At 41.5% G+C, this 24,058-nt stretch carries 22 protein-coding genes; 7 read left to right on the top strand and 15 right to left on the bottom strand.

From position 1 onward, the window contains the following. Nucleotides 1-35: 35 nt before the first annotated feature. Both AB5706_RS16910 and AB5706_RS16905 read right to left on the bottom strand, forming a co-directional pair. A complete protein-coding gene (locus AB5706_RS16910) occupies nucleotides 36-374 on the bottom strand; it encodes an HTH domain-containing protein (protein WP_330382883.1) in 339 nt (112 codons plus the stop codon). Nucleotides 375-586: 212 nt separating this feature from the next. Next, nucleotides 587-1,468, bottom strand: coding sequence for a DUF3825 domain-containing protein (locus tag AB5706_RS16905; protein WP_244092970.1), 882 nt, complete (start codon nucleotides 1,466-1,468; stop codon nucleotides 587-589). Between the two features lie 261 nt (nucleotides 1,469-1,729). Between AB5706_RS16905 and AB5706_RS16900 the strand changes: the two genes are divergently transcribed. The 3 genes from AB5706_RS16900 to AB5706_RS16890 all read left to right on the top strand — a co-directional run bounded on the left by AB5706_RS16900 (nucleotide 1,730) and on the right by AB5706_RS16890 (nucleotide 4,453). Then, nucleotides 1,730-2,077: a helix-turn-helix transcriptional regulator gene (locus AB5706_RS16900; RefSeq protein WP_004059104.1), complete on the top strand. Its 348-nt coding sequence runs from the start codon at nucleotides 1,730-1,732 to the stop codon at nucleotides 2,075-2,077. A gap of 191 nt (nucleotides 2,078-2,268) precedes the next feature. Then, a complete protein-coding gene (locus AB5706_RS16895; RefSeq protein ID WP_155176880.1) occupies nucleotides 2,269-2,655 on the top strand; it encodes a BlaI/MecI/CopY family transcriptional regulator in 387 nt (128 codons plus the stop codon). Between the two features lies 1 nt (nucleotide 2,656). Next, nucleotides 2,657-4,453 (top strand): BlaR1 family beta-lactam sensor/signal transducer, encoded by a 1,797-nt coding sequence (locus AB5706_RS16890; RefSeq protein ID WP_158420907.1) that lies wholly within the window; start codon nucleotides 2,657-2,659, stop codon nucleotides 4,451-4,453. A 43-nt stretch (nucleotides 4,454-4,496) separates the two neighbouring features. Here the strand turns inward: AB5706_RS16890 and AB5706_RS16885 are convergent, their stop codons facing one another. The 10 genes from AB5706_RS16885 to AB5706_RS16840 form a co-directional block, all read right to left on the bottom strand. Then, the gene (locus AB5706_RS16885; RefSeq protein ID WP_117514080.1) at nucleotides 4,497-6,008 is read right to left on the bottom strand and encodes a WD40/YVTN/BNR-like repeat-containing protein; all 1,512 of its coding nucleotides are present in this window, start codon (nucleotides 6,006-6,008) and stop codon (nucleotides 4,497-4,499) included. Between the two features lie 56 nt (nucleotides 6,009-6,064). Then, on the bottom strand, nucleotides 6,065-7,330 hold the full coding sequence (locus tag AB5706_RS16880; protein ID WP_117762062.1) for a DUF6070 family protein: 1,266 nt from the start codon (nucleotides 7,328-7,330) through the stop codon (nucleotides 6,065-6,067). A 4-nt stretch (nucleotides 7,331-7,334) separates the two neighbouring features. Next, the gene (locus AB5706_RS16875) at nucleotides 7,335-8,609 is read right to left on the bottom strand and encodes a DUF6070 family protein (RefSeq protein WP_117514077.1); all 1,275 of its coding nucleotides are present in this window, start codon (nucleotides 8,607-8,609) and stop codon (nucleotides 7,335-7,337) included. Then, nucleotides 8,609-9,850 carry a DUF6070 family protein gene (locus tag AB5706_RS16870; RefSeq protein ID WP_009320924.1) on the bottom strand — a complete coding sequence of 414 codons (1,242 nt, stop codon included), beginning with the start codon at nucleotides 9,848-9,850 and terminating at the stop codon, nucleotides 8,609-8,611. Before AB5706_RS16870 ends, AB5706_RS16875 begins: the two co-directional genes overlap by 1 nt. After that, complete coding sequence (locus AB5706_RS16865; RefSeq protein ID WP_155176876.1) at nucleotides 9,798-11,921, bottom strand: penicillin-binding transpeptidase domain-containing protein; 2,124 nt, start codon at nucleotides 11,919-11,921, stop codon at nucleotides 9,798-9,800. The genes AB5706_RS16870 and AB5706_RS16865 overlap by 53 nt, the downstream gene beginning before the upstream one ends. 562 nt (nucleotides 11,922-12,483) lie before the next feature. Further along, on the bottom strand, nucleotides 12,484-12,993 hold the full coding sequence (locus AB5706_RS16860; protein ID WP_049889967.1) for a hypothetical protein: 510 nt from the start codon (nucleotides 12,991-12,993) through the stop codon (nucleotides 12,484-12,486). Nucleotides 12,994-13,112: 119 nt separating this feature from the next. Continuing rightward, nucleotides 13,113-14,483, bottom strand: a complete 1,371-nt coding sequence (rlmD, locus tag AB5706_RS16855; protein WP_368366204.1) for a 23S rRNA (uracil(1939)-C(5))-methyltransferase RlmD — start codon at nucleotides 14,481-14,483, stop codon at nucleotides 13,113-13,115. A gap of 389 nt (nucleotides 14,484-14,872) precedes the next feature. After that, nucleotides 14,873-15,103 carry a hypothetical protein gene (locus tag AB5706_RS16850; protein WP_173716615.1) on the bottom strand — a complete coding sequence of 77 codons (231 nt, stop codon included), beginning with the start codon at nucleotides 15,101-15,103 and terminating at the stop codon, nucleotides 14,873-14,875. A gap of 115 nt (nucleotides 15,104-15,218) precedes the next feature. Beyond that, nucleotides 15,219-17,450: a DNA helicase PcrA gene (gene pcrA, locus AB5706_RS16845; RefSeq protein ID WP_118578217.1), complete on the bottom strand. Its 2,232-nt coding sequence runs from the start codon at nucleotides 17,448-17,450 to the stop codon at nucleotides 15,219-15,221. Then, entirely contained in the window at nucleotides 17,451-17,639 is a 189-nt protein-coding gene (locus AB5706_RS16840) for a DUF6783 domain-containing protein (RefSeq protein WP_118578216.1), read from the bottom strand. A gap of 204 nt (nucleotides 17,640-17,843) precedes the next feature. Here AB5706_RS16840 and AB5706_RS16835 point away from each other — a divergent pair, with 204 nt between their 5' ends. Continuing rightward, a complete protein-coding gene (locus AB5706_RS16835; RefSeq protein WP_118578215.1) occupies nucleotides 17,844-18,470 on the top strand; it encodes a DUF1836 domain-containing protein in 627 nt (208 codons plus the stop codon). Between the two features lie 92 nt (nucleotides 18,471-18,562). On the opposite strand, the gene AB5706_RS16830 is transcribed toward AB5706_RS16835, so the two are convergent. Continuing rightward, nucleotides 18,563-18,889 carry a YerC/YecD family TrpR-related protein gene (locus tag AB5706_RS16830; RefSeq protein ID WP_118578214.1) on the bottom strand — a complete coding sequence of 109 codons (327 nt, stop codon included), beginning with the start codon at nucleotides 18,887-18,889 and terminating at the stop codon, nucleotides 18,563-18,565. A 227-nt stretch (nucleotides 18,890-19,116) separates the two neighbouring features. On the opposite strand from AB5706_RS16830, the gene AB5706_RS16825 reads away from it, so the two are divergent. From AB5706_RS16825 to AB5706_RS16815, 3 genes are all read left to right on the top strand, one after another. Continuing rightward, entirely contained in the window at nucleotides 19,117-19,812 is a 696-nt protein-coding gene (locus AB5706_RS16825; protein WP_118578213.1) for a YesL family protein, read from the top strand. Further along, entirely contained in the window at nucleotides 19,809-20,741 is a 933-nt protein-coding gene (gene mnmL, locus AB5706_RS16820) for a tRNA modification radical SAM protein MnmL/YtqA (RefSeq protein ID WP_330382818.1), read from the top strand. The genes AB5706_RS16825 and mnmL overlap by 4 nt, the downstream gene beginning before the upstream one ends. A gap of 113 nt (nucleotides 20,742-20,854) precedes the next feature. After that, a complete protein-coding gene (locus AB5706_RS16815; RefSeq protein ID WP_195991856.1) occupies nucleotides 20,855-21,367 on the top strand; it encodes a DUF4364 family protein in 513 nt (170 codons plus the stop codon). A gap of 127 nt (nucleotides 21,368-21,494) precedes the next feature. Here the strand turns inward: AB5706_RS16815 and AB5706_RS16810 are convergent, their stop codons facing one another. Together AB5706_RS16810 and AB5706_RS16805 are read right to left on the bottom strand one after the other, a co-directional pair. Further along, entirely contained in the window at nucleotides 21,495-22,817 is a 1,323-nt protein-coding gene (locus tag AB5706_RS16810; protein ID WP_148461143.1) for a replication-associated recombination protein A, read from the bottom strand. Between the two features lie 285 nt (nucleotides 22,818-23,102). After that, nucleotides 23,103-23,903, bottom strand: coding sequence for a polysaccharide deacetylase family protein (locus tag AB5706_RS16805; protein WP_368366203.1), 801 nt, complete (start codon nucleotides 23,901-23,903; stop codon nucleotides 23,103-23,105). Nucleotides 23,904-24,058 lie beyond the last annotated feature (155 nt).

The following is a 24,058-nucleotide window of genomic DNA, read 5'->3' as shown; positions in this document are numbered from 1 at the left end:
TCCAAATCTTTTCACCTCCATCTTTCAGACAGGACTTATTTCTCTGCCCTTTTTGTCAAAGCAAATTCGGAAAGGATGCTGTTCATCGTAGCGAGGTCTTCGCCTGTTAAATTTTCTGAAAGCCGCTTCAACAGTTCCTGCTGATCTGGTTTTAAATACTTACGTCCAAGATAATAGCCATCAGCAACCCTGACGCCTCCACCATATCTGCCACGCACGGTTTCAATCGGGTGAGCAAGTGTCAATTCTTCAATATCATTCCGAATTGTACGAGTTGTAACATTGAATTCCTGTGCCAGATTTTCCATCGTTTCCTGACGGCGCACACACAGAATTTCCAATATCTTCTGCCTACGTTCATTCGCTTTCAACACTTGCCCACCTCCTTTCCTCTGCTTTGTGGCATCATCATAAGAGTTAAATAGGAAGGTTCATTTCCTATTTAAAAAACTTTTTGAGATTTTTTCAGTAGCAGAGAGGAAGCCTGTCCATCATCCTTTAAGCGAAAAACACCCGACAAGGCGCAATTCAGCTATTGCATCTTGTCGGGTGTTCCATTCAATCCATGTTTCTATGTACTGTTTTCCTATTTTACGAGTTCCGTAAGCCACGGAGCCATTGGCCTTGCAACTACTCTCGCATTCAAATATGCCATCTCCAACGTCAGACAGGTATTACCCAAATAGTACCCATCCATAACCGTCAGTGTCATGGCAAGGTCAGGTTTCTGCATATTCGTCAGATAAACCGGAAGAAGATACTGCACTCTCCCCTGATATCCCTGTGGGACCACAAGCCCCGGTTCAATTACCGACTTCCTTCTTCCAAGTTCTACTGCTGTTTCAAACAATAGCGGCAAATTCTTCACCTTCCGAATTTTAGCCGGAATACGCTCCAGGTTCTCTTCATCTCCCAATATGTGATTTACGTTTACTCTTATAGGCCACTCTGGATTAAAGTTAATGCCACTCTGCGCCATATGATAGACGGGCTTTTGTGGTAATGGCTCGATGTATCTTAACTTTGGAGACAATTCATCACAAAAACCTCTAAAATACCAATCTCTTAAAGAATCCGAAAAATTGTTTCTTTCAAAATAACCATAAATCCCCTTGTACTGAGGTGTGTATAATCCAGTATGGAAGCAGACGCATTCGTTTTCCAAATGAAAAATACTGTCTGCCTTTCTTGGATCACTTTCTGAATTAAAGTCAATAACCTGCTTGCGAAAAATTGTATGTATGTAACGTTCTAAAATGGGGGTGTCTGCATTCTTTGTTTCCCGGCTCGGCTTTCGGAACTTCCATGATTCCGGCAATGCCAATCTCTCCAGTTCCGCTAAATGTCCGTACCAATCCGGTACATATGCAAATTCAAATAAATCCGGTGCTATCATCTGTTTCCTCTTTTCCTGTGGTTTTCTGTACTCATATCTGTTTTCTGTCTTTGCTTCCATCTCTTTCATCATGAGCCTCCTTCTTGTTTTCTCTTGAAATATAAAATAGGTGTATCGCAATTCTATCGTTCCGTGAATTGCGATACACCTATCAATGCGTTTTTATCCATGAGCAAATTTCAGTAACTTCAACAAACATCGTATTCTGTGCTGTTTCCTTGCTTCCATGTGATTTCTCCTTTTATGGTGTAGTTCGTTTCATCTTATACCTGTACTCTATTGTAATTCATAATATTTACCCTGTAGTGTAAACTAGCACTGAGGTGAATTGTAATGCATGACTATGTAAAAAATCTTGCGAAGGTAGTTCGGGCTGCCAGAGAAGAAGCCCATCTATCTCAAGCAGCATTAGCTGAACAAATAGGTTGTGATGAACGTACAATACTGAATATTGAAAACGACCGTGGGAATCCCAAGTTCGAAGTATTGTGCCAGATCATCGCTTATTTACACATTCCTGCAGACCGGATTTTCCACCCTGACACTGCTACGGATGGGTTGAAAAAACAAAAACTGTTATTGATGCTACAGGAATGTGATGAGCAAGAGGCAGCCGAGATTCTTCCAGCAATTGAATACCTCTTAGCACTCATACATAAAAGAGGTAATTCAAACGAGTAAAGGAACCAGCTAATCCGTTGTGATTCTGGTTCTTTTCTTTTTGTTGCCATCTCCAAATCTTACTCTTGTAATATTTCAATTATTACACAAGTAAGATTTCAAGTCAATATGTTTTTTCTGAAATTGACAACCACATAAATAACGTCTATAATATATTTATTACAGCCGTAAGATTTAAGGAGGGATTTAAAATGAACGATTTACCACAGATTTCTGAAGCTGAATTTGAAGTTATGAAAATCGTATGGAAACATGCGCCGATCAGTACCAATGAAATAACAGATAAATTATTACAGACCACAAGCTGGAGTCCTAAGACGATACAGACTTTAATCAAACGTCTCGTAACAAAAGGCGTTCTAACTTATGAAAAACAGAGCCGAGTGTTTGTTTATACCCCAGTCGTGAAAGAAAGCGAATACATCGGCCAGGAAAGCAACTCTTTTCTGGAACGATACTATGACGGGGATATCACTGCCATGCTGTCTGCCTATATAGAAAATGACAGACTGTCTGAAACAGAAATAGACACCCTCCGTTCCCTTCTTTCCAAGAGGTCAAAAAAAGGAGGAAATTAACGTGGCTAATTTTATGATACGCTTTTTAATATGCAATGTATTTATCAGCGGTATCATCGGAATTCTTTTGATAGCCAAGCGGATATTCAAAAACAACCTGTCCAGCCGGATGCAGTATAATCTGTGGTTCCTGCTTCTTGGGTTGCTGGCAGTTCCCTTTATACCGTTCCGTCTCATCGGATTTCCACAAATCTTCTCGTGGCTTGGTAGCTTAAGAAGCTCTCCTGCTTCTGGTACCGCAACCGCTATGGGGGAAGCTGTGGGAATTCATCCGACCGGAAATACAGACTGGATGAATGATTTCGCACTTTCTGTAAATAGCGAGACACCATCCATTGCTGGATACATATTATTAGGGATATGGACTGTAGGCATTTTTGCAATGATTATATTAGTAATCAAATCCTCACTCCGCCTACGCAATTTGGAGAAATCTGCACTTCCCCTTCAGAACCCGGAGGTACGCAGACTATATCATCGATGTTTGGAGGAAATGGGAATTCACAGAAATATCCCTGTTTACAGTACTGCATTTTTGAAATCCCCGATTATTGTGGGACTTTTGAAACCATGTATTTATCTGCCGATTCATCTGATCTCTGATTACAACGAATCCGATATGCGGTATATGCTGTTGCACGAACTGCAGCACTATAAGCACAAAGATGCTGTTGCCAGTTATCTGATGAATCTTGCCGGGGTAATATATTGGTTCAATCCTCTTGTCTGGTATGCACTGAAAGAAATGCGTAATGACAGAGAGGTTGCCTGTGACACTTCCGTTTTGAAAATGCTTGAAGAGGATGCTTACGAAGATTATGGTAATACACTGATTAACTTTGCAGAGAAGGTTTCACTTACTCCTTTTCCGTTTGCCGCCGGCCTTGGTGGAAACATGGAGCAGATGAAACGAAGAATTATCAACATTGCCTCTTATGAGAAGCCGACATTTATGAAAAGAATAAAAGGTATGACTGCATTCATGTTGACTGCTGTTCTTCTCCTTGGATTCGCACCTTTTATTTCTACATACGCAGCAGACGGAAGCCACTACCAATGGGATTCCTCTTCTGAGAATGTTTCCTATGTAGACCTCTCCACATACTTCGGAGAATACGAAGGCAGCTTTGTTTTATACGATTTGGAAAATGATGCATGGAGCATACACGACAAGGAGCATGCCACCCTGCGAGTTGCACCAAACTCCACCTACAAGATATACGATGCCCTGTTCGGATTGGAAGAAGATATCATTACACCGGAAAATTCGTTCATTGCATGGAATGGAGAAACCTATCCATTTGAAGCATGGAATGCAGACCAGACCTTACAGTCAGCAATGAATTCCTCTGTGAATTGGTATTTTGAATCTGTGGACGAACAGCTTGGAGCCGCTAACATTTCCAACTATATTCAGGAAATTGGATATGGAAACGAAAATATAAGTGGTGATTTCTCCACCTATTGGATGGAGTCTTCCTTGAAAATTTCTCCAATAGAGCAAGTCGAACTTTTAACCCAGCTGCAGAATAACAACTTTGGATTTGCTCCTGAAAACATCAATGCAGTAAAAGATTCCATCTGCCTTTCTTCTTCCGATGCCGGAACATTCTACGGAAAGACCGGAACCGGACGTGTGGATGGCCAGGATGTGAACGGATGGTTTATCGGTTATATCGAAACTGCAGATAATACATACTTTTTTGCTACCAACATTGGTGCAGACAGCGATGCTACCGGAGGCAACGCAACTGAAATAACCATGTCTATCTTGTCTGACATGAATATCTGGAAATAAAGAATCGGGTAAAGGTCAATCTCTGACTTTTACCCGATTTTTCTTAATTCGCTATCTGAACAAGCCCTTTGTATTCCCATGTCGCTCCATAATCAGTTGACTGAAATACAATCCCATCTTTCTCCGCTGCATCTGTGGTAACCGTTATCGTCAATGTGTCGTCCTCTTTTTCAGGCATATTCAGGTAATCAAAATCCTCCACCGTAAATCCGCAATCGATAGCGATTTGTGGTAATTCTGAAACAAGATCCATTGGAAGTTTCATTTCTTCAAAGGTCCTTCCGCCATCGCGAGTGACATATAAGCGGGAATAGGACTGGGATGCGCCTGTAATTCCTGCAACCCCAAAGTTCTCATCATAAAATATTAAACCTTCTGCAACTCCCAATTGTCCACTGAACGGATCATCATTTATGCATTCCCAAGTAGAACCACCATCCATTGTCTTTTCCATTACATAAAATCTGCTTCCGGCAGCTGCATCCGTTATCACCAAACGCCATCCATTATTTTCATCTAAAAAGAAATACATAGTTCCATCACTTTGATCCACAGTCCAACTTTCTGTATCTTTAGCATCCTCCACCTGCTGCATCGTATTCTCCTGCTTCAATTCTTGTTGACTGACGTACTCAGGCTCCATAATATATCGAACAGGTGTGACACTATTTAAATCAGGAATATGCAAAGATACCTCAAACCCAACGATTTCTCCACCGCTTCTAAGCTGAGTAAAATTGCCGGTTCCTGTTTCAGTTCCATCACCATCTGCATCTCCCGAAATATATTGTAAGCCTTCCTCTGAACTAAAAGATCTTCGCCCCATATAGAGTATTTCATAAATCTGCTGCTCTTCAAATGTTTCAGCCCACGCCTCTACCTGACTCGTCCAGTCTGAATTGTTCAAAATTTCAATCATTGGAGACAAACGCATATCGTCACTATATTCTCCATTCACATTACCATCTATCCAAACAGTCATATCATTACTGCTGTCTGCGTCATAATCAATAAGATACGTTTTTTTCTCTCCAGCCTCATTTTTTCCATATATGAATGCATAAATCCTTTGAATCGTTCCGTTTTCATCAAATGACACCTGATATTTATTTGCAATATAGAGTTCTTCCGGCAGTTGCAATGCTTCATCCAAATCCATCAGAATCCCTTCTACACCATCCTCAAAAAGATTATTATGCTCCAGTTCTACTTCTTTTTTACGCATCCACTCATCAAGTTTCCAAGACAGTGCCCCGTGATACGGAACTGCAGAATAAACGATACGTCCACCAAAGAATAAAGTTGCTGCTATAAGGAGTATCATTTCCGTATAGAAAAGTTTCTTATTTCCATTATCTCCTGAATTAACTTCTTGATTATGCCTTTTCGAAATCAGCCAGAGAACCACTGTGCCAACCAATCCTATTATACCTAACGCCAACATCGGTATATGCCTTCTCAAGCCACCATATTGACATAGATGCCAGAATTGATACAACATAAATATATATAGTATTAAACTTACTTTTCCCGTGATTTTATAAATATATTTCATGTAAGTCTCCTTTCTTCATATCTGTAAAAATACCATAAAACACCAGTATTATCAAATCATTCTTTAATACGGTATTGGTAATCTGGTATATGCATAATTCCGTCATTTAGGATTTCATTCCCCAAATACTGAAAACTGCCATCCTCTGCAAACCTTACCGTAAGTTCATGGGTTATGACTGCATCATCGCAAATGACCATGTCACAGACCGCCTCAACTGTTAATGTGACTGTTCCATCTTGATTTTCTTTGATGTCGACAACCTCCGGCAGAGAAGTTCCAAAGAAGGTAGGCGCATAATTGAAGCACCCAAGTCTCGCCCAAAGATAGGTCTGGTTTTCCTCATCAAATACTGCGTACTCTCGTATCTGCTCCGCTGTTATGGGAAGATACTCCATAATCAGACTTTCGAACTCTTCTTTAGGAATGCCATTTGGATAATCTTCAGAATTGAACTTTTCTCCATATTTCATTCCATACAGATATTCAAACATTCCGTTATAATCCAACTCACTCATATTTTCTACATTCCAGTTGGAACACAAAAGGTTCTGTCCCTGATATCCAAGCCCCCGAACACAACGTTCAGACATTTCACACTGTTCCTCTGTCATAGGTTTTATTCTGATCAGGCAGCTTCCATCCATAATTTCACTAACCTCTGGCGGCTCTGGCACACACAGCTCATAGCAGAACCATCCTTTTTCCGTGTATTTCCATTCTTTGAGTCTCGTATAAGAAATGTACGAAATTCCCGGCTTGTTGTCAGCATTCCAGATTCCTCTTGTACTCACAACATACATATCCGTTCCATCAAAAATGAATTTCATTCTGCCCAGTCCACCATCATTGTGGATTTCATAAATCACCACAGAGCCTCTTTTCCCTTCCATACATTCTTTCAGAAAACTGTCAACACTTTCATAATTCTCCATGTTAGAATACGTTACCATCGTAGCAATTGGATATCCTGCGTCCTTTACCTTCTTCTGAATTTCAAGAACCGTTTGATCATCCAAAACAACATTAGATGCTATCCCTTTATCTGCTGTTTCATAAATGTCAAGATAAAGTTCCATCAGCTTTTTACAGTCAGTCTCAGCTTCTTCCCTTTCCTGTTCATCTACCGGAAGATCGTAGCCCTTTTCCCATTGTACTGCAGCCTCTTCCTCAGTATTTTTTGTTTCCTCCGTGGAAGATACTTCTTCCGTATCTTCCACAAGAGATTCTCCCGCAACACTATCTTCTTTTCCACAGGCACACACGAAACCCCCAATCAGAAATACCATGATCAGTAGAATGCTCTTTTTCCTTAATACCATAAAATCATCCTTTCGTTCTTGCTATTGGCGGCAGTTCCAATTCAATTTGTTCTATAGAATTGGAAAGATACCTGAAAGTTCCGTCTTCAAATGGCTGGACCACAACCGTATTCCGAAAAGCGAGATCAGAATTATAATCCGGCCATACTCCATCCACGATAAGTGTAATCGTTCCATCCGCATTTTTTGTATAGTCAACTACTTCTCCAAAAGGTGGGTATGGGCTGGCATAAATCATCTCATATTCATAGCTGTTACTCCCTTCATCATACCCACAATACTCTCTTAACTGTTCTATCGATACTGGAAAATAGGTGGTCATTATCCTTTCATATTCCTCTGCCGGAATCTTCCAATCCTCAGTTTTCAGATTTTCACCCGTGGAAATTCGGTAAATATCTTCATACATGCAAGGCATCAAAATATCCTTTACATTGCTACTGTTCCAGTTTGTGACAAGCACATTGTAATTCACATAACTTAGTCCTGATATGTATTTCTCCGTCAGTTCCTGGCAGTCTTCCGGAAGCGGTTCTATTCTCCAATACTGTCTCAAACTTGCATGTGCAATCACATATTCATATGCGTAGATAAAATACCCTTTTTCCGTAAGTTTGATTTCAGCCACATTACTTACCGAAGTTCCCTGTATTTCAGGCACTCCACCTTCCTTCCAACGAACACCTATATAATAAGTCTGCAACTCACCTTTCCGGTAAATAAAAGTAACTGCTCCAATCAGTCCATCTCTATGTACTTCGAATACCGTAACCATTGAGTCCCGTCCATCCAAGTAATCTGCATAAAATGTTTCGACTGCTTCATGGTTTTGCATGGCAGTATCTTCTTCAACACTTACCAGACCGCTTCTGCCCAATTGCTCCACCACAGTTTTCCTCTGCTCGTTGGTAAATTCGCTAATGCCGGAAGAATAACTTGGTGCATCTGCAATTACAATATCCTTATAGATTTCTGCTACCGAATCTGCCGCTGACAAAACCATACTCTGCAATTGTTCCTTTTCCTCATCTGAGATAAGACAATCACTGGCTTGCGGAATAAACCAATATGCTGACTCTGTGGAAGTTTCCGCATTCTCGGCTTCTTCTGTTTCTGCTTCGCTATTTTCGATTTCTACAGGTGGCTCCCATACTTCTTCTGCCACCTTTTGTTCTTCTTCATGCATTTTCCCCCAACAGATTACCCCAACTATCACGAAAATCAACAGCAGTAAAATTAGAAGTCCACATTTTCTAAGCAGCCATTTCACATCCTCCATTATTCTCCTCCGTACAATTCTTCCCATTCTTCTAACGTCAACCGTGGCGTATGCCAAGTTTCTCTGTAGTTGTCTTCGGATGGTATAATTCGATTAGATACATATTGTACCCGTCCATTCTCTAAAGGGCGAACCACAACCTCGTGAGCATATACCTTGGAATCACCCGCATAAGGGAATACTACATTGGCTGTAAGTGTAATTGTCCCATCATTGTTTTCTGTAAAACCTACTACCTCTGAATATGGATATTCGGGGTACTCTACTTCTTCAAAGCCTCTCGGCTTATATTCATAAGTCAAATTCTCCGAATCATAGATGGTTTTTGATTGTAGCGTTTCACTATCAATGTTGAAATATTTCATAATAACACTTTCAAATTCTTCTTTTGGAATCTGATAAACTGCACTGACTGATAAGTTGTCATCAGCAACATAGGGAGCATATTGACCATTCACTTTTGGATAAAGAATGTCATACATATCATAGAAATTCAAATCCCCGAAATCCTCCTCACTCCAATCCACAATGAACATATTATTCCGTTCAAAGCTGATTGGGTTGAGATATTTCCGACTCAACTCCCTATATGTTTCATCCAATGGCTGTACCCGTAATGCGGTATGTTCCTCTGCTCCACTCAATGTAAGAACATATAATTCTTCTGAAAACCAAACACCGGAAAACATCAGGTAACCTTCTTCTGTATAATTCCAATACTCCGCTTGATAGTTTCCTATAACCTCTCTTTTCATATTTCCATTTTCATACTTGTAATAGCTTCTGACCACATCCACATTTCCGCCTTTTGTGTGCAAATCGTATTTTACAAATCCGCCCAAATAACTGATTTCAAGAATCGTTATTTCTGCTTCCTCCTGTGCATCCACCTTTTCGCAGAATTCCACTACCTTCTCTGGTTCCGTCATGTTAATTTGATTTCTGCTGTCAACTGCCGAATAACCATTTTCTCCAAGACGATTTACAATACTACGGATTGTTTCCAAATCCGCTAATTTATTTTCTTCTTCTGCTTTCTCATAAAGATCAATGCAGACGCTTATAATTTCATCTGCATCCTCCTCTGATTCTTCCTGAATAGCCTGAACATCTATTACCGTTTCCGAAACTGTATTTTCTTCCGGGGGTGCATCACTGCACCCCGAAATACTAAGTATTAATACAAAGCTAATTGCTGCCAAACCACTCTTCCAGAACCAGGTTGTCTTTCTTAACAACATATCCGCTTCCTCCTCTTCCTTTCACATCTTCTACCATGCTAATAATCAATATAGGACGTTCTACCGTATCTTCTGCTGTAAAAATTGCAAACCATCCTAATTCCGTACCCGAAGTATCATCCTTCGATGCCTTGATTTCTGCCGTACCTGTTTTTCCTGCTAAAAGAATGTCATCCCGATGGGCTGCATATCCAGTTCCATTAGAATCATTCACAACCTTTTTTGTTCCTTCCAATACACGGCTTGCTGTCTCATTAGAAAAGGCTCCCGGAATCCAATACTCAGCTACTGCGTCTTTCTGATATACTAAATACGGCTTTATAACATTTCCCTCGTTACAGAAAGCAGAATAGATACATGCCATATGTAATGGATTCACCAAAACCTGCCCTTGACCGTAACCGCTGTCTGCTAACTGTATTTCTGTTTCAATTCCCTCTGAATTAGAATACTGCGACTCTGCCATCTTAATCTCAAATGGCAGTTCCTCATTAAAACCAAGTCCAGTCAAAGAACTCTCCATCTCTTCTGAGCCAATCTTTAATGCTGCCTTTGCGAAATAAATATTGTCGGAATATATTAGGGCATTCTCTAAAATGACTGGTTCATATGCATGGAGTGTTGTTACATGATAGGAACCCCACGATGCATCCTTTTGCCAACTTAAGCCTACGTTGCCGTAATCTTCCATTGGATCGATTGCTCCTGATTCCAAGCCGACCGCTGCGGTAATTGGCTTGAATGTAGACCCCGGACACCACACTTGCCGGAAGCGATTATACATTGGCTTATTCTCATCCTCGTTAAGTACAGTCCACTGCTCACTCGACAATCCCATAATAAAATCGTTATTGTCATAGGCCGGTGTGCTGACCAAAGCCAATACTTCTCCGATATAAGGATTCATGGCTACCGAGCAGCTTTTATCTTCCTTAAACTGCTCATGCAAGGAAACCTGTAAATCAGTATCTATCGTAAGCTGGATGTCCTGCCCATGCTGTACCAGGATACAAGCAAGTTCCTCCTTCTCTTTGCCTTCCGAGTTTTCAATGTAAATCCTGCAACCGTTCTGGCCTTTCAGTTCACTCTCGAACAAGCTCTCCATTCCGCTTCTGCCGATTACACTATTGGCTGTATAGCCTTCTCCTGCATGCTCCTCTAAATCTTCCGCAGTAACACTTTGAACATATCCGACCAAATGTGCCGCTGCTTCTCCTAATGGGTATTCACGCACTTCAACATCAGATATCATCACTCCGGGAATCTCCAGCAACTTTTCATGCCTTTCTTTCTCCTTTAGGACTTCTTCATCTGGACTGATAGACATTAACTCAATTTCTTCCACTCTTGGAATTGTTTTAATGGGAACAAAAGAATCATCCTTTACCCACTTTGCAGACAGTTTCTTTTCTATCGCTTCCGGTGTGATTTCCACTAGTTCTGCAATCTGTGCGATTGCTTCCTCTCTGTTTTCCAACTTGCCCGGAACGATTCCAACCGAAGATGCTGTACCTTTTCCTGCAAGGACACGTCCGTTCCTATCCAGAATTTCTCCTCGTTCTGCCTGTGTAGTGGAAACTCTTACTTTATCTGTAGATGCCAGATTCGGAAAAATCAGGGAATCATCCCAAACTAACTGATATCCTTCTTCGTCCTTTAGGAAAAGTGCTTTATTCTCAAAGCTGATAGTTCCTGCAACTGTATCGAAAGAAGTCTGGTAGGTTACCGTCATTTGCTCCTCGTCATATGCAATAATCTGGACAGCTATATTCTGGACTTCTATACCTTCATAAATAGCTGAATTTCGAGTTACAAAATCCTCCTGACTGACATTTCCCGATGCCTCAATATGTAGCATTGCATACATTTCTTCATACTCCTGTTTTGGAATATGATCCATGTACTCCACCAGAAGTTCTTCCGGTGTCTTCCAGGCATTTTCCTTTGTTGCCAACATTCCTGCCACACATACTGCAGAAATTACCGCAGCTATTCCTATAACAGCAATCGCAATCCATAGGAGCCTGCTTCTTGTTTTCTTTCGCTTGTTTCTGCTTTTTCCTTTCTTCATATTGACCTCCATTCATTTTGCTTTGCTGATATGGTCATATTCTATTTTCAATGTACGCTATATCTTCAAAATATTACACTCGTAAGATTTTGAAGTAAAAAAATTTCTCTTTGCTGGGTATATCGTACTATGCATTCCTCCTTCCTTTTATTACATGCGTAAGATTTCGCAACAAAAAAATTTCGTCCGCAATCCTACTGCACTTGTGTAAATATTACATCAGTAAGATTTAGAAGTCAAGTTATCTTTATATAAAAAGGCTTCTGCCAGGAAGTATCATACATTTTCACAAAAGTGATACCTTTTAGCAAAAGCCTATTATTCAGCAGAGTTTCAAAACACCCCACTGCTGCGATATTCAAATGGTTCATTCATAAGGCTACAAAACACATATCCATTTTCGTTCCTTAATATCCCACAAACCGCAGAAAATCAAGGTTTCTTTGAAAGCAGACATACGGTTTCAATAATCCCCTGAACATTTATTTTATGCTGCATAGCGAAAGTATGCAATAGGTTTTCAAAGTGGGGTAATGGTTTTATCCCCATAAAAAGTGGTTGACTAAATGTATTTTAGAATTTTTCTATATAAATCCCACAGCCTCGGTCCACAAAAACCACCCAAAGCACTCAACCCACGATGCTCATGAACATCTCTATCTTCAACCTCAAAGAGCCTATGGAAATCATCTCCCTCACCTACATAAACTGATTTGTCATAATTAAGAAAAGTAGACTTGCCACTAAATTGGTCACCTGTGATATCTATAATAATATATTTGTCTACCATCAGCCATGCATGAGATTGTCCGTTTCCATCCGGTTTACCCCAATATGTTCCACAGACATAATCTGTTTTGATACCTTTATCCAATAAATACTGAGCTAACAAATCACTCGTATCTCCGCAGCAAGCACGTGGAAATCTGCGATATATGCTGTCGTTATCAAACTCCCCTGCTTCCAAAGCCAAGTCAATCGCTCTTCGAAATTGGGTTGCGAACTGTTCAATTTCCTTCATCATACGCTCCTTTAACAAAACCGCTTTTGCGAAAAAGTATTCTTTCGCCAAAATGTATATTTCCCGTTCTCCAAAGCCTATCCCCTGGGGTAAACCTCCTGATATATCATCACTCTGCGGAAACAGAAACACACATCTATTTTATTCCCAAAATGGCGAAATCCTTTGATTTATTGGGCTTTTCTTGACAAAAGGCAGACTGTTTCCACATGCACCGTCTCACAAAACTGATCCACGCTGCAGCTGCGCTGAACCTCATAACCAGCTGCCAGAAATGCTGGTAAATCTCTTGCAAGACTTGTTGGTTTGCAGGAGATATAGACGATGTTCTCTACTCCATATGCCAGGATCTTCGGCAGCGCTTTGGGGTGGATTCCATCGCGAGGGGGATCCAGAATGATCATATCTGGTTTTTCAGTAAGATTGTCTAGGACTTTCAGGACGTCACCTGCGATGAAACGGCAATTGGTGAGACCATTTAAGGCGGCATTTACTTTTGCAGCTTCCACAGCTTCCTCAACAATTTCCACGCCGATAACCTCTTTCGCAACAGAAGCAAGAAGCTGGGCAATAGTTCCAGTACCGCTGTAGAGGTCAAATACTTCTTTATCCTTGGTGTCACCAATGTAATCACGCACAATGGAGTACAATACTTCGGCTGCCAGTGAGTTTGGCTGGAAGAAGGAAAATGTACTAATCTTAAACCGCAGACCCAGCAACGTTTCATAGAAGTAATCCTGTCCATAAAGTAATCTGGTTTCATCGCTCTGCACCACATCAGACAGAGAATCATTGATAATGTGCATAATTCCCACGATTTTTCCTTCCAGCGGAAGAGCCAGAAGCCTTGATACCAGCGGCGCATAGTCGTACTCTGCCTGGCTTGTGGTGATCACATGTACCAGAATTTCACCAGAGGTCACACCGCGGCGCAGAAGCAAGTGGCGCAGATAACCAGTATGCTGCATTTTCTTATAATGCACAGCCCCAAGCTCTGTAAAAAAATCCAGCACACGGGAAAGGATTGCCGTCATATCCGGATGCACCAGCTTGCAGTCAGACGCTGTCAGTACGTCGTAAGTGCTGCCTTTCTTGTGCAAACCAAGAGAAAGAGGACCATCTTTATATTCATCTCCAAAGGAAAATTCCATCTTATTACGGTAACCAAATTCAATAGGACTTCCGTGGATTCCTTCCCAGTGAAGGTCTGTACCAATACCTACTGCCTCCTGGAGAAGTCCTTTCACCTGAGTTTCCTTCATTTTTAACTGTTCTTCGTAGGACATTGTCTGGTACATGCAGCCACCGCATGCTGGAAAAATCTTACATACAGGCTCTCTTACCTCAAGGGTAGAATTCTCCAGAATCTCCAAAAGCCTGCCTTCTGCCCTGCCCGAACGCTTCTTATTGATCATAAAGCGAACTTTCTGACCTGGAATTCCATTTTTTACAATTACTTTTTCTCCATCTATGTTCACATATCCCTTGTTAGGGAAATCAACTTTCTCGATAATTCCTTCGTAAATCTCTCCTTTTTTCATAAATCCTCCATAAAATAATTGTATATAGATCGTAACTATTCCGCAGCTGTCTTTTATATATAATACTGTCGCCAATAGATTACTGTTCACTGGTAACGTTCCGCGAGGTGTTTTTTGTGAACAAAGTTCACAGAAAACCCGAAAATTGCGGCGCGAAATCATGCGAATGCATGATTTCTGTGCAGCGCGAAGCGTATTACTATGAAGATACTGAACAGTTACCTTAAATCAAAAATAAGGTATACGGGGGAGCATAACTGCTATATGCCCGTATACCTTTTCATTTAATATGCACTCACTTATAAAAAATCCCCGAAATTATCCACATCCAAACCAGATTTGTATTCCAAAAATTGTGGACGACCGTGGATATCCGCTAAACGCCTTACTTATTTCTCCTCATCCTCGAAATAATCGTCATAATCATCATCAAAATCTTCCTCGAAGTCTTCAAGATAATCCGGTGCGAAGAAGCGATATACTGCAAATGCAATTCCTGCAACAGCAGCTACAGCGCCAATGATAGCCAGTACCCAGAGGACTGTATTCTTCTGCTTCTCATCTTCTTTTTTCTTAAGTAATGATAATAATTCCTCGAGCTTATCCATTTTAATGTTCATGTGATACCATCCTCTCTTTCAAAGTACTCATTAGGTTTATTTATTATACCACTTTTGCAATTATTTTACCATAGTTAATATATTAATTTTAAATTTTTCCAAACCCAATTTCCAATCAAATTTTCTTCAGCTTGGCAAAGCTTGCGAACATCTTCTTCACACCAACCTTATCAAACTCTACTGTAACCTCATAATCACGGCCGCCTTCCACGATTTCCTTCACAATTCCAACGCCAAATTTAATATGGCGTACCGTATCTCCCACCTCATAATCCAGCGAATTAGCTTTTGTTACTTTAAATTCTCTTGGCTTATAATTTCTGCCCTGGAGAATCTCTTTCATCTTGGAGTATTTCGCCGGTGTTGGGATTAGTTCCTCCACTTTCGGCTTCTTCTCCTGAATAGTGTGTCCCAGATCTACCAGTTCTCTTGGAATCTCTCTCACAAACCTGGAAACCCTGTTATACTGAGTCTCTCCACGGATCATCCTCTGCTGGGCGCAAGTCAAAGTAAGGTCTTTCATTGCACGGGTAATTCCCACGTAACAAAGTCTTCTCTCTTCTTCCATCTCCCCGTCATCGCCATAGCTGATGGTCATATGACTAGGGAAAATGCCGTCTTCCATTCCTACCATAAACACCTTCGGAAACTCCAGACCCTTGGCACTATGTAAAGTCATAAGGAGCACATAATCCTGATCCGGATCTACAGTATCAATATCTGCTACCAGAGCCACCTCTTCCAGAAAGCCTGAAAGCGTAGCCGACTGATTCTGCTCCTCCATAGCCTCCTGATAAGCTACAGTCTTGGAAATCAACTCATCAATATTCTCAATTCTTGCTCTCGATTCTTCTGTATCCTCAGCTTCCAGCTCTGCCACATAACCTGTGGAATCAATTACCTCCTGCAGGATTTCCTCCACAGTCATCACATCTGCCTTGCTTTTCAGCATCTGTATAAAAGTTACAAAGCCATCGATCTTTGACAAGCTTCTTCCAATAGAAGGAACCTCTTCAGCCACGCGCAATGCCTCATACAGACTGATTCCCATATTGTCCGCATAATCCTGAACACGTCCAAGTGTCGTTGCACCGATTCCACGCTTTGGCACATTTATGATTCTCTGCACAGCAAGATCATCTCTGGCATTATTAATCGTTTTCAGATAACAGAGAAGATCCTTGATTTCCTTACGTGCATAGAAATTAACGCCTCCTACCAGTTTATATGGAATATTGGCTGCAATAAATTTCTCCTCGAAAATACGGGACTGGGCATTGGTACGATAAAGAATAGCGCAATCACGGTAGTTCCCAAGACCGTTTCTTTTTAACTTGCCGATTTCCCCTGCCACATACTCTGCTTCCTCATAAGCATTCAAAAACTGGCGAAAATGCACCTTGCTGCCTTCTTCGTTCTCTGTCCACAGGGTTTTTGCCTTACGTTCTGTATTATTCGCGATCACCTGGTTCGCTGCATTCAGGATATTCCTTGTAGAGCGGTAGTTCTGCTCCAGACGGATTACCCTGGCATCTGGAAAAACATGCTCAAATCCAAGAATATTTCCAATATTAGCCCCACGGAATTTATAAATGGACTGGTCATCATCACCTACCACACAAAGATTCTGATACCGCTGGGCCAGAAGACTGATAAACTTAAACTGTGCAGTATTGGTATCCTGATACTCATCCACCATAATGTATTTAAACCGCTCCTGATAGTACTCTAGCACTGCACCGCATTTTTCAAAAAGCTCCACCGTCTTTACGATCAGATCATCAAAGTCCAGTGCATTATTCTTGCGAAGAGCAGCCTGGTATTCACGGTAAACAGAAGCCACTTTCTTCATATTGTAATCTCCGGCAGCTTTCATCTCCATATCATCTGGTGTAAGCAGCTCGTCCTTGGCATGGGAAATCTGGGCAAGAAGGGAACGCTCTTTATAAATCTTGGTGTCAATGTTCATCTTCCTGCACACATCTTTCATAAGAGACTTCTGGTCATCTGTATCATAGATTGTAAAATTCGTGTCATATCCCAGATTATCAATATGTCTCCGAAGGATTCTTACGCAGGCTGAGTGGAAAGTAGACACCCAGATACTCTCAGAACCAAAGCCCACCAGCTTATCCACACGCTCTCTCATCTCCTGAGCAGCCTTATTGGTAAAAGTAATAGCCAGAATATTCCACGGATTTACTCCCTTTTCATCCATCAGATAGGCAATCCTGTGTGTCAGCACTCTTGTCTTGCCGGAACCAGCTCCCGCCAGGATCAGGACTGGTCCCTCTGTCTGTGCTACCGCCTCGCGCTGAGGGGGATTTAATGTATCATATATGCTCATTTATGTTCTCCTTTTTTCGCTAACGCATGTTTGAAAAAAGCTTTCTGCAGGATGTGCGCCACAATTTGTAGGAGCTTCCGCCCTGATGAGGGCGTCACAGCGGACTGCGACAACTGAATTCGGACGAAATATACCGTCAAATGGGGCATGCAGATTGCGGGAATGATTTTTCAAATAGTTAAATCTCATTATACATGAAATCCTTATCTCCCACAACCCCGAACGTGCAGAAAATCCAAACATAGATTCGGGTTTTTACTGTTTACCAGTAACATTCCGTGAGGTGTTTTTTGTAAACAAAGTTCTGGTTTTTTTCTGTTTTTCACAAGATCTGAAAAAAACAGTTTACAAGTAGTTTTAAAAACTATATAATAAGGAGCAGAGGTGATAAAAATGACAGCTGATGATAAATCCATATTAAAGAGCATTCTGGAGCACATTTCCGGAATGGATTATATAAAACCAGAAGATCTTCCAAACATCGACCTGTACATGGATCAGGTCACCACGTTTATGGAGGATCAGCTTGCGTCCACAAAGCGTCACGATGATGACAAGATCCTGACAAAGACCATGATCAATAACTACGCCAAGAATAACCTGCTCCCTTCCCCTGAGAAGAAGCGCTATTCCAAAGATCATCTGCTCATGCTGATCTTCATTTATTATTTTAAGAATATTCTGTCCATCACAGACATCCAGAAGCTTCTCGGTCCCATCACAGCGAAATACTTTAAAGGTGAGCCAGGCAAGGACATGACCTATGTATATAATGAAGTTTTTGGAATGGAGAACCGCAAGATTGACCAGTTGATCAAGAATCTTCTGAAGGATTACCGTTTCTCCAGCGCCACTTTCCAGGATGCAGATGAGGAAGATCAGGAATTTCTGAAGCGATTCAGTTTTATCTGTCTCATGAGCTTTGATGTCTACATTAAGAAGATGATCATTGAGAAAATGATCGATGACATTTCCCCATCTGAGCCCAGGGACAAACATAAGAAGAATAAAGACAAATAACAGTACAAAACCCGCGAAATTATCTCATAGCACAATTTCGCGGGTTTTCTTTCGTATATTTTATTCTATTTCGGATTCAGATCCTCTGACGCTTATTCGTCCTTCTGATCCAGAGAACGGTTCTGCTCTTTTTTCTCTTCCATTCTCTTAAATACCATATCATAACCGTCATTGCCATAATTCAGAGAACGGTTTACACGGCTGATCGTGGCTGTGGAAGCACCGGTCTTCTCAGAAATGTCAAGGTAAGTTCTCTTATCCATCAACATCTTGGCCACTTCAAATCTCTGAGATAAAGAAAGAAGTTCGTTAATGGTACACACATCCTCAAAGAAAGTGTAGCACTCTTCCTTATCCTTCAGACAAAGTATGGCCTCAAAAAGATGGTCAACTGCCTCAGTTCTGATATTTTTACTCATTTCGCTACTCCTTTTTCTATATTTAATGTTTATTATTCTCTTTTCAATGATTACTATTTTAACACTCTGACGTGTGATAAGCAAGGACTTTCTATAAATATTTTTGTGAAGATTATATAGTTTTTATGTTCTTTTTTATTTTCAAATTGCTTTTTTTTCACAGATTCGTTATACTATGTGATAAGCTCATTAATGCTATATACAAAATAGAAAAGAGGAATTTTTGAATGGATCGTTTTTTCAACATGGATAACAAATTTTTCACCTTCATGAGCAGGGTGGCAGATCTTATCATTCTGAATCTGCTTTGCATTGTCTGCTGCATTCCGGTGGTGACCATTGGACCTTCCATTGCCGCCATGTTCTACGTCACTTTGAAAATGGTTCGTAATGAAGAGTCTTATATCGTCCGCGGATTTTTTAAATCCTTTAAACAGAATCTGAAACAGGGTATTGTGATCAATCTGATCATGCTTGCGGCTGCCCTTTTGCTGTACTTTGACATTAGCATCTGCCGCAGCACACCTGGCACCATCGGTAAGGTTCTTATGGTATTATTTATGATGATCCTGGTCGTTTACCTGATGATCTTCCTGTACATCTACCCGGTTCTTGCGAAATTTTACAATACCATCAAGAATACTTTTACCAACGCATTTTTGATGTCCATCCGCCATCTTCCATATACAGCACTTATGATCCTTGTCACTGCTGCCCCGGTTCTTGTATTTTTTATTCCAAGTGCCCAGGTACAGTCCATGGTCATCCTGCTGCTGGTGCTCATTGGATTTTCCGGAATTGCATACATCAATTCCCATTTCTTTGTGAAAATTTTTGACAAATATATTCCGGAAGAAACCTCTGAGCCGAATCCTGACAGTGTAGTAGACCACAGTCTTGATTCCGACAATAAGAATTTATGATCACCAGCTGGAATGGAAAGCCCTATCACTCCCTTGACTATATGCTAAAGGAGCGCTTCGGGGAAAAGGTTTATAAAGTCACCTTAAACGGCGGCATGAGCTGTCCCAACCGCGATGGTACAATAGGACACGGCGGCTGCATCTTCTGCAGCGAAGGTGGCAGCGGTGATTTTGCCGCCAGTGCAGCCCTCTCTATCCATGAACAGATAGACAGCCAAATTGCCATGCTTTCCGCCAAAAGACCTATTCACGAATACATCGCCTATTTTCAGGCTTACACCAATACTTATGCTCCTGTGCCTTATCTGGAAAAAATTTTTCAGGAAGCTATTTCCCATCCGGGGATTGTGGCACTTTCTATTGGTACAAGGCCGGATTGCCTGGAGGACGATGTAGTAGAACTTCTTTCCCGGCTAAACATGGTTAAACCAGTCTGGGTAGAACTGGGACTTCAAACCATTCATGAATCTACCGCAGCTTATATCAGGCGAGGTTACCCTCTATCCTGCTTTGAAGACTCCCTTAAGAGACTCCGCACAGCTGGTCTGGAAGTAGTAGTTCATACCATTCTCGGGCTTCCCGGCGAATCCAGGGAAGATATGCTGGCTACTATGGATTATTTAAATGCCCGGGATATTCAGGGAATCAAGCTTCAGCTGCTCCACGTTCTGAAAGGCACTGACCTTGCATATGATTATCTTGCCGGGAAATTTAAAGTGCTGGAACGCACCGAATATATTGATCTTGTAGCAGACTGCCTGGAACATCTGGATCCATCCATTGTGATCCACCGGGTTACCGGCGACGGGCCGAAAGATCTGCTGATCGCCCCTCTATGGGCCAGCAGAAAAAGAGAAGTGCTGAATCTGCTCCACCACCGTTTGAAAGAGCGTCAGAGTTTTCAGGGCAAAGCATTAGAGTCTGTTTGAAATATTATTCCCGCAATCTCCCGCAAAGTGTAATACACATCTTGCAGAAAGCTTTTTCAAACACACTCGAATTTAGAACTTATGCAATATTTCACCAGAAGGGAGGCTGGAAAATGGCTACACCATTTACTGTTTACAAACTGATCATCCTATATATGCTTCGGAATTCTTCGTCCCCCATCACTAATTCAGAAATTTCAGAATTTATTCTGGACCGTGAGTACACGAATTATTTCCATTTGCAACAGGCCCTTTCCGAGCTTGAGGAAACAGAACTGATTGAGAAGCGTACCATTTCCAATACTTCCTACTATTATCTTACTGAAGATGGAAAAAACACACTCACCTATTTCGAGAATGATATTTCCCAGGACATCCGTACTGAAGTGCTCCAGTACCTGGCAGCCAGAGGTGCCTCCACAAAGAATCAGGTGAAAGCTCCAGCCGATTATTACATTAATAATCAGGGAGAATATGTGGTTCACCTTCAGCTTTTGCAGAAGGGTGCTTCTGTGATTGATCTTTCGCTTGCAGCGCCATCTCTTTCCGCTGCCAAGGCCATTTGCAGGCAGTGGCCCAAGAAATATGAAGAAATTTATGCAAAAATAATGGAGGGGCTTTTATAAAGCTCCTCCACTTTTTATTTCAGATATTGTAATTGTTCAGTACCTTCACAGCTGCACGCTTCGCAAAATAGCACCTGCTGATAATTACTCAATATTTATTCCAAAGCGTGTTCAAAAAATCATTCCTTCAATCTGCATGCTCTTTTATAAATTTCATATGTTCCTTCAGTTTCTTCTCATATCCCATATCTGACAGCTCATAGAATTTCTCTCCCTGGATCTCATCTGGCAGATACTGCTGCTTTACATAATGATTTGGATAATCGTGGGCATACTTGTAGCCGATTCCATGTCCCAGCTTCTCATGCCCTCCATAATGGGCATCCTGAAGATGAGCCGGAACAGTCGTCCTGGTACGCTTCACACTGTCCATTGCTGCAAAAATAGCATTCACCGCAGCATTGCTCTTAGGTGCACATGCCATATATGCGGCAGCCTGGGAAAGAATGATCTGGGATTCCGGCATTCCTACCCGCTCAACTGCCTGGGCTGCTGCTGTTGCCACTACCAGAGCCTGGGGATCTGCATTTCCAATATCTTCAGAAGCAAGGATCATCATACGTCTTGCAATAAATTTCACATCTTCACCTGCATACAGCATCTTCGCCAGGTAATAAACTGCAGCATCCGGATCGGAGCCGCGCATACTCTTGATAAATGCAGAAATAATATCATAATGGTTATCTCCATCCTTATCATAGCGCACCACACGCTTCTGGATACACTCAGAAGCCACATCCAGAGTAATATGGATCTTGCCGTCTGAAGCTCTTGGCGTAGTAAGAATGCCAAGCTCTATGGCATTCAGAGCGCTTCTGGCATCTCCTCCTGCCATATCTGCCAGAAACTCCAGGGCATCTTCATCCAGAACCGCATTATAGCTTCCCATGCCCTTTTCCTTATCGTTCACTGCCCGCAGGAGCAGTTCTTTAATCTCCGGAATCTCCAGCGCCTTCAACTCAAATACAATAGAACGTGAAAGGAGAGCACCGTTTACCTCAAAATAGGGATTCTCTGTAGTGGCTCCAATAAGGATGATGGTTCCGTCCTCCACAAAAGGCAAAAGATAATCCTGCTGTCCTTTATTAAAGCGATGAATCTCGTCAATAAATAAAATCGTCTTTCGCCCATACATTCCAAGGGCATTCTGAGCCTGTTTTACCACTTCTTCCATATCTTTCTTGCCAGCTACGGTGGCATTGATCTGGGTAAAATCTGCGCTTGTAGTATTGGCAATGACTTTAGCCAGGGTGGTCTTTCCAGTTCCTGGAGGACCGTAAAAAATAACGGAAGTCAGCTTATCTGCCTTGATGGCTCTGTAAAGTAATTTATCTTTTCCCACAATGTGCTGCTGTCCCACTACTTCCTCCAGTTTCGTTGGGCGAAGACGGGAGGCAAGTGGGGATTCATTCTCCATTGTCCTGGATTTCGCATATTCAAATAAATCCATGTATTTCTCTCCAATTCAAAAGTAATTTTCCGTACATTTGTTCTAATTATAATCTATATTTCTCATTTAGGCAAGTTTATAAAGCTATTTTTTAACTGTTTGCGGAACGTTAGAGTTACTGTTCACTGGTAACGTTCCGCGAGGTGTTTTTTGTGAACAAAGTTCACAGAAAACCCGAGAATCTCAGCGCGAAATCATGCGAATGCATGATTTCTGTGCATCGCGAAGCGTGTTACTGGTCACGGAGTGAACAGTAACAACGTTACCGTTACCAGTGGATATCTTTTACGGTAATATTAATTCCTCTACAGTCACAAATTCATATTCTTCTGCCATCAGAAGATCCACAATCTGAAGCGCTGCATCTACTGAGCTTTGGTAAGCATCATGCATCAGGATCACTGCCCCATCTGACACTTCCGACCGCACAATTTTCATAATCGAATCTACATTTTTACTCTTCCAGTCCAAAGTATCCACATCCCAGAGTACAGGAAACATCTCCACATAAAAATCCAGATTTTTTCGCCACTCCCCATAGGGCGGTCTTAACCATGCCGGGTACACACCTGTGATTTCAAAGATTTTCTGGTTGGTTGTCTCAATTTCTTCTTTTGCTACCTCCTTTGAAATCTTATCCAGCTGTACATGATTGTATGTATGATTCCCGATCAGATGACCTTCCTCCTGTATTTGCTTCACCAAGGCCTCTTTTCCCTCAATATTCTTCCCCATGAGAAAAAAAGTAGCATGAACCCCTCTCTCATTCAGCCCTTTCAGAAGCAACGGCGTATATTGGCTGTTGGGACCATCATCAAAAGTCAGAGCTACTTTTTTCTTTTCCGTCACATTCTCTTCCAGCTTCTTTTCCAACCTGCTATTTCCAGCCCCGATCACCTTGTCACTGACAGCTTTCTCCTCTCTTTTTCCGTAACCATTCTGTGCACCTTCCTGTTTCCTTCCGACACAGGTATATTCATGCACTGCTTTTGTATTCTCCCGGATCCTCACAATTTCCAGCCTTGCCAGCAGCACCGCCAACACGATAAATTCTACCCACATCACCAGATGTCTTTTTTCTTTCATATCCCGCCGCCTGACATCTGTCCTTCCTGATAATATATGTTTATGAAATGTAAAAAAGAATCCTGCTTGCAGGATTCTCAGACTGTAGACAAACTTGGTGTTGGGTGTTATGCCCAGCACCATTTTTCTTTTAAAACTTCTTTTCTTTTTATTTT

The sequence above is a fragment of the Ruminococcus sp. RTP21484sp1_RTP21277st1_D2_RTP21277_210401 genome (assembly GCF_040924225.1).
Taxonomy (GTDB): domain Bacteria; phylum Bacillota; class Clostridia; order Lachnospirales; family Lachnospiraceae; genus Blautia_A; species Blautia_A faecis.
Note: the sequence above shows the minus strand (reverse complement) of the source record. Positions and strands in the feature narration are given on the sequence as shown.